9 protein-coding genes are annotated in these 12,132 nt (G+C 39.8%); 5 read left to right on the forward strand and 4 right to left on the reverse strand.

What is annotated here, in order from left to right:
* The first annotated feature begins 287 nt into the window (after positions 1-287).
* Positions 288-1,259 (forward strand): polysaccharide deacetylase family protein, encoded by a 972-nt coding sequence (locus E4S40_RS01035; RefSeq protein WP_135069567.1) that lies wholly within the window; start codon positions 288-290, stop codon positions 1,257-1,259.
* Positions 1,260-1,552: 293 nt separating this feature from the next.
* Here E4S40_RS01035 and E4S40_RS01040 read toward each other — a convergent pair whose 3' ends face one another.
* Together E4S40_RS01040 and E4S40_RS01045 are read right to left on the reverse strand one after the other, a co-directional pair.
* Entirely contained in the window at positions 1,553-2,860 is a 1,308-nt protein-coding gene (locus E4S40_RS01040; protein ID WP_237563099.1) for a glycosyltransferase, read from the reverse strand.
* A gap of 517 nt (positions 2,861-3,377) precedes the next feature.
* Complete coding sequence (locus E4S40_RS01045) at positions 3,378-4,301, reverse strand: GNAT family N-acetyltransferase (protein WP_135069569.1); 924 nt, start codon at positions 4,299-4,301, stop codon at positions 3,378-3,380.
* Between the two features lie 1,536 nt (positions 4,302-5,837).
* Between E4S40_RS01045 and E4S40_RS01050 the strand changes: the two genes are divergently transcribed.
* The 3 genes from E4S40_RS01050 (at position 5,838) to E4S40_RS01060 (ending at position 10,056) form a co-directional block, all read left to right on the forward strand.
* Positions 5,838-6,662 carry a polysaccharide biosynthesis/export family protein gene (locus E4S40_RS01050; RefSeq protein ID WP_135069572.1) on the forward strand — a complete coding sequence of 275 codons (825 nt, stop codon included), beginning with the start codon at positions 5,838-5,840 and terminating at the stop codon, positions 6,660-6,662.
* 5 nt (positions 6,663-6,667) lie between these two features.
* Positions 6,668-9,127 (forward strand): GumC family protein, encoded by a 2,460-nt coding sequence (locus tag E4S40_RS01055; protein ID WP_135069576.1) that lies wholly within the window; start codon positions 6,668-6,670, stop codon positions 9,125-9,127.
* 134 nt (positions 9,128-9,261) lie between these two features.
* On the forward strand, positions 9,262-10,056 hold the full coding sequence (locus E4S40_RS01060; RefSeq protein ID WP_135069579.1) for a cation transporter: 795 nt from the start codon (positions 9,262-9,264) through the stop codon (positions 10,054-10,056).
* A gap of 124 nt (positions 10,057-10,180) precedes the next feature.
* Here the strand turns inward: E4S40_RS01060 and E4S40_RS01065 are convergent, their stop codons facing one another.
* Both E4S40_RS01065 and E4S40_RS01070 read right to left on the reverse strand, forming a co-directional pair.
* Positions 10,181-10,651 carry a heme-binding domain-containing protein gene (locus E4S40_RS01065; RefSeq protein ID WP_135069582.1) on the reverse strand — a complete coding sequence of 157 codons (471 nt, stop codon included), beginning with the start codon at positions 10,649-10,651 and terminating at the stop codon, positions 10,181-10,183.
* 5 nt (positions 10,652-10,656) lie between these two features.
* Positions 10,657-11,043 carry a heme-binding domain-containing protein gene (locus tag E4S40_RS01070; protein ID WP_135069585.1) on the reverse strand — a complete coding sequence of 129 codons (387 nt, stop codon included), beginning with the start codon at positions 11,041-11,043 and terminating at the stop codon, positions 10,657-10,659.
* Positions 11,044-11,358: 315 nt separating this feature from the next.
* Between E4S40_RS01070 and E4S40_RS01075 the strand changes: the two genes are divergently transcribed.
* Complete coding sequence (locus tag E4S40_RS01075; RefSeq protein ID WP_135071475.1) at positions 11,359-12,132, forward strand: MlaE family ABC transporter permease; 774 nt, start codon at positions 11,359-11,361, stop codon at positions 12,130-12,132.

The raw sequence follows: 12,132 nt of genomic DNA on the forward strand, positions 1-12,132 counted from the left end.
AAATCTTTGGCTCCTCTGGAGCCTTTTTAAGAAAAAGTCTGGGTTTTTTTGGGCTGGGTAGTTCCTTCTTTCATATTTTACAAAGGCTAGACCCTGCAACAGCCTATTATACCCTCTATATTCATCACTCCTCATTCAACATTCTAAATTCCTTTATTAAGATTTCCTTCTTCGTGGGAAAAAACGTTGCGCCTTTGCGCCTTTGCGAGAGACAGAACCTTGCTTCGTAAATCGTACTTCGTAATTCTTCTTTTTCTTATCTTCAAGAATTAAAGTAATACCACACCATGCCTGGAACTTTTACCATTTCACTGGACTTTGAACTGCTTTGGGGGATTTTTGACAAAGTGGGGGCAAATTACAGTCCGGCGTATTTTTCTAATACCAGAACGGTAATCCCTAAAATGCTGGATCTTTTTGGCAAAAATGAAATAGCGGTCACTTGGGCTACGGTAGGAATGCTCTTTGCCGAAAATGAGGAGGAATGGGAACAGTATGCTCCCGAACATTTGCCTTCTTATCGGGATAAAAAATTATCAGCCTATCAATGGGCAAAAAATCATGGTATACGGCCTGAGGTTCATTTTGCACCGGATTTGATAAAGTCGATTTTGTATACCCCTTATCAGGAATTAGGCTCGCATTCCTATGCCCATTATTACACTTTAGTAAGGGGGCAAAGTCCTGATCAGTTTCGCAGTGATCTTCGGGCGACTCAAAAGATCGCATCAGAGAAGTTTGGGGTACAGCTTCGTTCTCTTGTTTTTCCAAGAAATCATATCAATGAATTATACCTTCCGATTTGCTTGGAGGAGGGCTATGAATTTGTAAGGGGAAATCCCAAAAATTGGTTTTGGCAGGAGACTCAACATGAGAGTTGGAGTAAAAAATGGTTCCGCTCTGCGGATTGCTTTATTCCTACGGGTGAGCGAACAACTTTTCAAAGAGAGGATATTTTACATTTTCCGAATGAACCTGTAATCATTCCTGCTTCTAGAATTCTTAGACCTTATAATCCAGGCCTTCCTTTAATTAATCAGGCTCGACTCAAGCGCGTATTGGGGGAGATGGAATGGGCTGCCAGAAATGGAGAATATTATCATCTGTGGTGGCATCCTCATAATTTCGGCCATAATCCCGAAAGCAGTATGAAAGAACTCGAGCAAATCCTTCAAAAATTTCACGAACTGAATGAGGAATTCGGATTCCAATCAAAATCCATGAAAGGAGTAGGGGAAGAAATTTTAGAGAGGGTTTGAGTAGTTTAAAAATTATATCCATTATGCTTTTTGAATACCAGTAATTCAAATTTTTAAACAAAACTTAAGTTCTGTGCGGTGGGAAAGTCGCGGCAGCGAGGTGAGCGTTGGGATGTGGGGGGAAGCTTTGCCGGCGACTAGGCCTTTTGGTACTTTTGGGCTATGCCAAAAGTACAGTAGAAATCAGCAAGGAATAAGATGATTTATTAAAGGTTCGATATTATTTCAAAAGGAGGATTTAAGTAAGTAGAAATGTGTTTTTTAGTTTTTGCCAAACTTAATAAGCTTTCTTCCTAGATAGATTTATTTTTTAACACCTGTAAATAGATCTTTTCCAAATCACCCACCATCCGCTTCATACTAAAATTCTGCTCTACTTGAGATCTGGCTGCCTTTGCTAGTTTCTCATGCAATTGATCATCATTCAGGATTTTTAGGCAATACTCTTCCAATTCTTCCCAGTCATCTATGCCAGATAAGTACCCTTGCACTCCATGTTGGATAACCTCTCCAATTCCACCAGCTCGGGTAGCTACAACAGGAACCTCACAGGCCATTGCCTCCAGCATCGCGATAGGAAGCCCTTCGAATTCCGAGCTGCTGAGGTAAATATCCATAATGTTGAGGTAGGGGACTACCTCTTTTTGAACTCCTACGAGATGGAAATGTGCTGATTTTCCAGATGCTGAGATTTGCTTTTCCAATCTTCCTCTCCACTCTCCATCACCCACCAGGAGAAAATGTACATCCTTTCTTTTTTTCAAAATTCGTAGAGCCAGCTCCACCCATAACCAAAGCCGCTTTTGCGACCGAAAGACGGCTACCTTCCCAATTACTTTCGCCTCTTTTGGGATTTTTAATTTTGATTTTAGATCAATAGGTGAATTAAGCTCAGGACGGTCTATTTCTTTATTTACTTCACTGTAAACCTCCAAATCCCTAATCTCCAATCCCTTCTTTCTAATATCTAATGTCTTGCTACTTGCTTCTTGATACTTAAGAATTTTTTCTTGGTTCTCAGTACTTTGTACATTGTACATTGTACTTTGTTCAATTCTTCTAAACACTTCCGTATTCACCCCATTTTGAACAACCTGAATTTTGGGCTTTTCCCCTCTTTTATAAGGATCCCAAATAGAGTTCAATTGCATGGATAAGGCTACCTCATTGGATACGGCAATAGCGACATCCTGCTTTTTGAAAGTTAGTCGATTACCCCAATAGGAAACCTTATTGTAGCGATCCCAGGTATTGTGTTCGGTGTAGACGATAGGAATATCTACTTGTCTTCCCACCGCACGGGCTAGGATACCTGCCCAGGGAAGATGGGCATGGATGATTTGGAATCCATTTTCTAGAATGAATTTTTTGACCTTAGAAACTTGAAAAAATAGGCCCAGGTTTCCAGAAGGGATAAGATGAACTTGAATACCGGCTCTTTCCAGTTCGTCTACGATATTTTCTTTTTGATGATAAAAGTAAAGGCAGTGAAATTCAAAGCGACTTTGGTCATGAACCAAAGCAGTTTCAGGAATCAATTTTTCAGCTCCACCCCGGCCAAGAGATTTAATTAGGTGGAGTATTTTGATCTTTGGGGTCAATGTGCCTACTGTTTGGATGCAAACCTAAGGAAAGGTGCCTTGAGAATAAAATAAACGAAGTTAAAAAGACCTCGAAGATTTACATATCGTGTTCCTCTTGCTGGCACTAACTTCTCCTTTCCTTTCAAGGATCGCGGGCCAGCGATGGGAGATGTGCTGGCTTTTCCCTGGGCTGCATCCTTCTCCTTCGTCGAAGTCCTTACCCAGGGTTACCAAGCTTAGACCCCGCTGGGGCCTTGATTACTTTAGATTAGTCATATCCTTTATTATAAAACGAGTCTTTAAAATAGGCCAAACTATCTCGCTCGACGAAGGAGGGCATATTTTGCCGAAGGCATATCTAGCGACCAAAGGGAGCCTATCTCGCCGCAGGCGTATCTCATCAAAGCTATATTTAACTGAGCGTAGCGAAGTATATTTCTGCGAAGCTGTATTTCACGATTGCAAGGTTTATTTCGCTGATCGAAGTGAAGCATATTTCGCCGCAGGCATATTTCAACCGTATTTCCTAACTAATTCAAAACAACTCCAAATCCCCCAAACTCCATTTCCAATCCAAAAATCTAGGATCGAACCTATCTTGAAGTTTCCGGAGGGTAACAAGCGGGCCTTGTGTTAAAATAGGAACGGATCCTAAATTGAGAATTTCAGAATCATAGGTTAAGCCTGAGAAACTAATCCAAACGGCTCCACTTTTTTTGCTTAATTCTTTGAACTGTTTTTGGAGTTCTTGCTTCTTGAAATTCGGCAAAGTATATAAATCTGTAATCCGAAGTTCCTTTCCTTTTTTACCATCTTTTAGTCGGTAAATCAACAAAAAAGTATCTCCATCACTTAAATACTGATAGTCTGTAATTGGGCAGGACATATATCGCCAGTTTAGGTAGCCAGGAACTAACCTTGTATGAATACCTGATTGAATGGGGTATTCACTTTCGATTTTTTTAATCAATAAGGCTACTTGAGACCAATCGGAAGGGGGGAGGGGTTCTTTGGATTTTCGGGGAACTTTTAGCTTGATTTTAAGGGGAAGTTTGCCCCAGGTTTGCCAACCCATTTTTAGGTAACCGGGAAGGCTTTTTTCGTTTGGGGTATTGAAGATGAATTGCACTCCTTCATTTTGTAATTCTTCAAGAAGTTTGAGAGTGAGTTGGGTGAAAAGGCCTTTTCCTTGGTAAGCAGGATGGATGGCAGTGTCCACAGCACGTCCAGAAAGGATTGTTTGATTTTGATCTTGAAACTCCCAACGTAAAAAGGTTCGAATACCGACCAGTTTTCTCTCATCCTCTGCTAATAATACAGGAGATTTTCCGAAGGGATTTTGTTCATGTTTCCACCTCCAAAATGCCTCTGATTTCGGCATAAGGCTTTCCCCCAAGGATTCTTTAAGAAGTTGGATGATTTGGGGAATATCTTCCTCGGTTCCTTTTCGAATTAACATCTTCTAAAAATAGGATACTTTGCTTAAATCGGCTAGGAGTTTCTTTTTGGTGTTATTTGAGATTGTAATCCTAAAGGAACACACCCTGCTCGTGAATGGAAAAAACTTCGATATTCGTCATTCATCATTCTACTTTCGATATTTAAAAACTTTATAAATCCCGAATTTTCATTTCCATCTTGCTGGCACTAATTACTCATTTCCAATCTTCAGATTCTGCGCCAGCGCTTGGTGGGGGAGGTTTTTTTCACCAGGACTACAAAACTTGGGCTCCTCTGGAGCCTACTCAAAATCTAAAATATTTTTATTCAACATTGAGGATTTTCAATTCATATTGTCTCTTAAAATCTATTTCCATCTTGCTGGCACTAATTACTCATTTCTAATCTTCAGATTTTACGCCAGCGCTTGGTGGGGGAAGGTTTTGCCCTGAATCCCACGGTTAAAACCGTGGGCTTTTGAAGGAATAATTTTTGCGATTGTAAGTGTCTTCACTCACGAATTTTTCTCTTTGCTCAGTTGCATCTTGAATTAAAGATTTTCAAGAATATTCTAAAATATCACTCTTTCAGGGCTTTAAAATTATGTAGTTCTTATTCCACGGGTTTCGCCCGTGTCCAGGATAGATTACGCTCTCCGTGCATTTTTGAATTTCAAGCAAAAGACCCGAAGGGTTGCCGTCATTCATCTCCTCCGGTGTAGCCGGAGGAAAATCTTCCAACTAATAAAAGAGCCCTGAAAGGGTGAAATAATTTTCTTTTTCCCTAGTTTGTGTCTCCCTGAAGTCAGACAGGTCTCCACAAACGGGAATTAACAAATCTTTCTTGTTCTTAAAACTTCGTTTCCATCTTGCTGGCATTAATTTTTCATTTCCATCTCCTAGATTCTGCGCCAGCGCTTGGTGGGGGAGGCTTTTTGCACCCGGTTTACCAAACTTAGGCTCCTCTGGAGCCTACTCGAAAATCTAAAATATTCACTATTCTACTTTGGAAATTTTCAATTCCTAAATATCCCTAAAACCTCATTTCTATCTTGCTTGCATTAATTTTTTGTTTTAAAACTAAAAATCCTTCGCCAGCGCTAGGTAAGGATATGTGTCATAGATACTCACGGTTTTAACATTGGCCTGTCTGCTGTAGGCAGGGCTATTGAAATTTGACTCAGAAGTAGTCTTTTTCTTCGTGAGGTCTATTTAGTAACTTCGATGTTCATCATTCATTATTCTAAATTCGATATTTAACCCGTCAGAAATAACAATTTGCCCTGAAGGTCTAAATTCCCATCTGGACCATAAATCCACCTCCTCCTTCGTAAATCGTACTTAGTACTACCCTCTCTTCTTGATTTCACTTTTAAATCATTCAACATTCCTCAATCCTCATTCTACATTCAAAATTCCTCATTCTTTCATCAATCCCCCTCGTATTTCGTACTTCGTAAATCGTACTTCGTAAATCCTACTTCGTATTTTCCTTTTTTCTACTTCTTCACCCCAACAAATTATCTATATTTGAGAAGCTTTTGCATTTTATGTGTATGAGAAAAATCTCACTTTATTTTCTTTTTTTATTGCTTTTGGGTACCAGCTGCATTAGCAATAAACGAATTACCTACCTTCAAAATTTATCAGATAGCACCTCCTATGAATTGAATGAGTTTATTCCTTTCGCAGAGGTGGATTACGAATATATTCTCCAGCCCTATGATATGGTGGAAATCGATTTTGCATCTTCCGATGAAGAGCTAACCGAAGCTTTTTCTTATCAGAATAGCCGAAATATGGGGGGCATCCGTGGAGGTACAGGAGGTGGGGGTGGACAAGGTTCTGATCCGCTTTACTTTATGGGCTACTCCATCGATAAAGATGGAATGGTGGAAGTCCCTAAATTGGGAAAAATTAAAATTGCCGGCTTGACTGAGGAGGAGGCCAAAGAGAAGGTAGAAACTGAAATCAATAAGTTTTTTAAGGAAGATGTCTATGTCAAACTCCGAATAGCGGGAATTCGCTATACGACATTAGGAGAGTTTAATAATGTGGGAGTTCAGATTATCTATAAAAACCGGGCTACCATTTTTGATGCCTTAGCCAATTCAGGTGAGACGACTTTGTTAGGGAAGAAGAACAAACTATTTATCATCCGTCAATACGATGGTGGAGTAAAAATTCATCAGATTAATTTGAATGACAGAGCCTTGTTAGCTAGTCCTTTTTATTTCATTCAACCCAATGATATTTTGTATATGGAACCGATGAAAATCCGTCAAATCGGGACGGCAGATAACTTAACTGCCTCCCTGGCACTTTTTGCGGGATTGCTGGCATCTACTTTGTTAATCATTAACTTAGTAACAGGGAATTAAGTACCATGGAGAAGTTAGATCTCAGCCAATTAGATAATGAAGAAAAAGCATTAGAGATTCGCTATGTCGTAGCGAAATATGCTCGCTTTTGGCCTTGGTATGCCCTTTTCATTATAATTTTTCTAATTGGGGTCTTTTTGTTCCATCGATATACTGTGGAGGAATATGAGGTTCGGGGTTCTTTGGTAATTAAAACAAATACTTCTCCTGAAGCTAGAATCCTGGACCGATCCAATATTTTTAACTCGGGAATCAACCTTGAAAATGATATCCTCCGGCTTCGTTCCAAAAATTTGGCTCGTGAGGCTTTAAAGAAATTGCACTTTGATGTAGAGTATTATGCAAAGACTAATATCAAAGATATTGAATTGTATGATCGATCTCCCATCCGAATCGATGTAGATTGGAATCACCTGCAGGTTACAGACACTCCTGTAGAATTGGTAATTCTCTCTGATGAAAACTTCAAGTTGATGCCTCCGGAAGGGAGTGTTTTGGATTTTAATCCTGCTCAAGCTGCTGGAGATGAAAATGTGTTTAACAAGACTTATACATTTGGTCAGGAGGTAGAGACCGCTCGTTCCAAGTTTACGGTGCATTTGGTTAATTCGGGAAGGGTTGGTGACATCGTTATTTTTAAATTCATCAGCCCCTCAGCTTTGGAGGATCGCTTGGCTCGATCAGTAAATGTCTCTTTAGAAAACCAATACAGCTCCGTTTTAACTCTTACTACTACCACTAAAGTAGTGGAAAAAGGAAGGGATTATATCAATGCCTTGATGGAATCCTACATCGACTATGACCTGAATGAGAAAAATAAAATTCAGGAAAACACTATCGCCTTTATCGAAGAGCAGTTAGGCTATTTGGAGGATTCGTTGAAGCAAAAAGAAAGAGAACTTCAGGAGTTTAAGGTTGAAAATAAGTTATTGGATGTCTCAGCAGAGTTTTCCAATATCCTGAGCAAAATGAATTCCCTAGATGAGCAAAATGCTGAATTGGATTATCAGCTGGCTTATTTTGAGGAAATCAAACGTTACATGGAGCAGAAGAGTAAGGATTTTTCTGATGTGATTGCTCCATCTGTAATCGGTGTTCCAGACCCCTTATTGAATGGTTTGATACAAACCTTAGTGACTCTTTCACAAGACCGAAGAAAGTTACTGGCTACGGTCAATGAAAACCATCCTGAGGTAATCAAGATCGATGTGCAAATGGAAAAAGTCCAGGATGCACTTTTCGAGAATGTGGTTAACCTAATTGAAAATACGAAGAAGCAACAGCGAAGCATTCAGCGAGAAATTGCCAGCTATGATGCGGAGTTTGCAACGCTTCCTGAATCTGAATCTCAGTACACAGGGATCTTTAGAGAGTTTAAATTGCGAGAATCTCTTTATACCTATTTGCTCGAAAAACGAGCAGAAGCCGGAATTGCAAGGGCTTCAAACGTATCTGATAATGCCATTTTGGATACCGCAAAGCAAGGGACATTGGTCTTTCCTAAGAAGCAGCAAAACTATGCTTTAGCTATTGTGATGGGCTTTTTAATTCCCTTTGGCTTTATAGTGATGCGGGATATTTTTGACGATAGTATCAAAGATCAGCGGGATTTGAAGAAGCACTTCATGATTCCTCAGTTGGGTATTATTGGATTTTCAACCAAAGGTACCAATAAGGTGGTATTGGAGCATCCAAAGTCGGCAGTTGCCGAATCCTTCCGTTCCTTGAGATCTGCGATTACTTATTTGGCAAGTGGAAAAAACACCAAGAAGATTTTGGTTACCTCCTCTGTTTCCGGTGAGGGTAAGACCTTCACTTCCTTGAATTTAGCTTCTGCTATGGCCTTGGGATCTAAGAAAACCGTGGTAGTAGGGGGTGACTTACGTAGACCCAAATTGGCTCAATACTTTAATCATTCTGATAAAGTTGGGCTTTCTTCCTATTTGATTGGGAAAGTGGAAGCCAAGGATATTGTGATTCCGACTGAGCATGAAAATCTGTACTTTGTTCCTTCAGGAGTTATTCCCCCTAATCCTGCCGAATTGTTACAAACCCAGAGGCTAAAAGATTTCCTAGCCTACTTGGAATCCGAGTTTGATGTGGTGATTTTCGATACACCTCCCATGGGATTGGTATCAGAGACCATTGATTTGATGCGTTTGTTCGATATCAATTTGTATGTTGTTCGGCAGAATTATACCGTCAAAGATCATTTAGTAATGATTAATGACTTGTTCAATAACAAGCAGGTTTCCAATGTGTATGGGGTTTTCAATGGTATTATCAATTCCGGATACCATTATGAAGGTTACAACTACGGATACGGAAATACCTACTTGTACTCTCAAAACAACAAGTACATGTATAATTATTACGGGGATGATTTGGAGACTAAAAAGAAGAAAATCAAATCCAAAAAGCCTTCTTTTGTAAGCAAAGTTAAAAAGCTTTTTCGTACTCGCTAGATTATAAAACCTATATTTTAGCTTCCAAGAATTTGGGAGCTTTTTTCTTTATTTTTCGAATATCTTGGTTCTTCATGCCTGCTCTAGCTACTTTAGCATTACAATCAAACCTATAGAGTTAATCCCTGTTTTTAATGGAAAAAAGTGTATTCCATATTTCCCAGATGGATTGTCCTTCCGAGGAGAATTTGATCCAAATGAAACTGGATGGAATAGAGGGCATCAAGAATTTGGATTTTGATATTCCGAAAAGAACACTGACTGTTTTTCATGAAGGGAAATTGGATTCCATTGAAAAAGCAATTTTGGATTTGAAACTAGGTGGAGAGTTGGTTTCTACCGAGGAGATTGCTCATCAGGATTTTCAAAAGAATGCCCGGCAGCGCAAACTACTTTGGACGGTTTTAGTCATCAATTTTGGTTTTTTCCTAATAGAAATCATCACGGGGTTCATTTCGAAATCCATGGGTTTGACAGCAGATAGCTTGGATATGCTAGCAGACTCTTTTGTGTATGGGATCAGTTTGTATGCTGTAGGAGGAACCTTAATTCGGAAGAAAAAGATTGCCAAAATTGCTGGCTATTTCCAGATCTTTTTGGCTGTATTTGGATTCTTGGAGGTATTGAGGAGATTTTTCTTGGTAGATCAACTTCCGAATTTCACCACCATGATTATCATCTCCTTTTTCTCTTTTTTAGCGAATGGATATTGCCTTTACCTTTTGCAGAAATCTAAGAGCAAAGATGAGGTTCATATGAAAGCCAGTATGATTTTCACCTCAAATGATGTGATTATCAATCTGGGAGTCATTGCTGCTGGTTTGCTGGTGCATTGGCTGGATTCCAATAAACCGGATTTGGTAATCGGTACGATTGTTTTTGTCTTGGTCGTGCAGGGAGCAAGAAGAATTTTGAAGTTGGGGGAGTAGGCTTTGTATTTTTTGTCAACAGTCGACTGTCCACAGACCACAGTCTATTTACCATCGACTATCGACTATGGACCATGGTCTTCTAACCATGGACCGTCAACCGTGGACCGTTGACCAAATAAAACTATTCAATCGTCTCTGCAATCTTATCCATGGTTCTTTCCGCCCATTCCATCAAGGCTTTTCGTTCGGAATCTTCTAATTTTGCATCCCAATGTACCCAAGTGTAAATAGGAAGTGGCATTTCTTCTTCCTCAACTTCCCCGTAGATATCATCCAAAATAGCCAATTGGTCTAGGGGGTCGTAATTTTCCCATTCAGAGAAATTAAGTTCCTCCCGCCCTTCGCGAATATCCTTTGCCACCAACCAAGAAAAAGGAGCAACATGGGAATACCATGGGTAGTTGGTTTGATTGCTATGGCAATCATAACAGGCTTTCTTGATGACGATGGAAATTTCCTCTTCCATCCAGGGACTTTCATGAATATCCGCTGGATTTTCAGATTTTACGGATGGTAATTCGTTGGGAACGAGCTGAATAGCGATTAAAACTATCAAAAGCCCAATCCCAACATATTTCCAAAGTTTTGACATGGATTTTATTTTTTCTTACCGGAACTCCAAGCTAATAGGGTTGCTTTTTCTTCATCAGTTAATTTTCCTTCAGGCTTACGCTCCAAGAATTTTTCCGGCGGCATTTCATCCCCTTCTAAAACTTCAGTGATCTTTTTCATGGTTGCCAGGGCTTTACTTTTCTTGGCTGCATTCAGTTCATCCCAGTCCAATTTTTCCTTTCCTTTTTCATTTTTGGATTCGGCATTGTGGCAACCATAGCATTTTTGCTGGACTACAGCCATCACATTTTCAGGGATTTGTGCTGCTTCATCACTGATTTCAGGTTGAAGAGGGGAGTCGTTTTTTGGCATAGCTTGCAAAAAAAGAATAAGAGCGAAGCCAAAGGCAGAAAAGAGTGCTAGTTTTTTCATGGTAAATTGAGGTTTCTTTAAGATTAGTTTGATTGATTATACGTTTACGAAATAAAAAATGGTAATTTCATTTTTAAATTTCTATAAAATTCTGAAAATACAGGATAGACGCAAAATATTCAGGATAAAAATTCAGCTCCTGGCCTAATTTATTGTTTCTAAGGCACACGAACCTTTCAAATCAAATTGAAAATTTCAGCTAAGAAAAAGTCGATTACATTTTTAATAATAAGCTGATAATTATCATCTTTTTACTTGAGTTTCTTCTATCGAATTTCTGTAGAAGATGAGGAAATTAGAATAAGAGAAATTCGTATGGCGCTACTGGATAAAATAAACAATCCTTTCTTTCAGGAAGTCGGGAAAATTGCCCGGTTTACGGCTCGGTTTTTTAAGGAGGTTAGTAAGCCCAAGCAGGAATGGGAAGAGTTTATCAATCAATGCTATTGGATCGGCTACAAGAGTTTGACCCTGGTGGGGATTACGGCCTTTATAATGGGCCTCGTCCTGACCATTCAGTCCCGACCGACTTTGGTTGAATTTGGGGCCGAAGCCTTGTTGCCATCCATGGTATCGGTTTCCTTGGTTCGGGAAATCGCTCCTGTGATAACGGCTTTGATTTGTGCGGGAAAAATTGGTTCTGGAATCGGGGCTGAACTTGGGTCCATGCGTGTAACTGAGCAAATTGACGCAATGGAAGTTTCCGGTACCAATCCTTACAAATACCTGGTGGTGACGCGGGTTTTGGCTTCTACCGTGATGGTTCCTATTCTTTCGAGCATAGCTATTGCCATTTCTTTGTATGGGGGCTATTTGGGCACCAATTTGAAAGGAGATGTGAGTTGGTCCTTGTATTGGTACCAAGCCTTTAATGCCCTGATCTATGGAGACTTTATCCCATCCATGATCAAGACCATTTTCTTTGGCTTTGCGATCGGAATTGTGGGTTGCTACAAAGGATATAATTCCCAAAAAGGAACAGAAGGAGTGGGAAGATCAGCCACTACTGCAGTAATTGTAGCCTCGCTTTTGGTCTTCATTTTGGATTTGATAGCGGTGCAGATTGCGGATGTACTAGGTTTGACTTAA

Source organism: Algoriphagus kandeliae (assembly GCF_004571135.1).
Taxonomy (GTDB): domain Bacteria; phylum Bacteroidota; class Bacteroidia; order Cytophagales; family Cyclobacteriaceae; genus Algoriphagus; species Algoriphagus kandeliae.

Coding starts and splice junctions, on each gene's coding strand:
- E4S40_RS01035 (WP_135069567.1), top strand. CDS start 288: ATGCCTGGAACTTTTACCATTTCACTGGACTTTGAACTGCTTTGGGGG.
- E4S40_RS01055 (WP_135069576.1), top strand. CDS start 6,668: ATGGAGAAGTTAGATCTCAGCCAATTAGATAATGAAGAAAAAGCATTA.
- E4S40_RS01060 (WP_135069579.1), top strand. CDS start 9,262: ATGGAAAAAAGTGTATTCCATATTTCCCAGATGGATTGTCCTTCCGAG.
- E4S40_RS01065 (WP_135069582.1), bottom strand. CDS start 10,651: ATGTCAAAACTTTGGAAATATGTTGGGATTGGGCTTTTGATAGTTTTA.
- E4S40_RS01070 (WP_135069585.1), bottom strand. CDS start 11,043: ATGAAAAAACTAGCACTCTTTTCTGCCTTTGGCTTCGCTCTTATTCTT.
- E4S40_RS01075 (WP_135071475.1), top strand. CDS start 11,359: ATGGCGCTACTGGATAAAATAAACAATCCTTTCTTTCAGGAAGTCGGG.
- E4S40_RS01050 (WP_135069572.1), top strand. CDS start 5,838: ATGAGAAAAATCTCACTTTATTTTCTTTTTTTATTGCTTTTGGGTACC.
- E4S40_RS01045 (WP_135069569.1), bottom strand. CDS start 4,301: ATGTTAATTCGAAAAGGAACCGAGGAAGATATTCCCCAAATCATCCAA.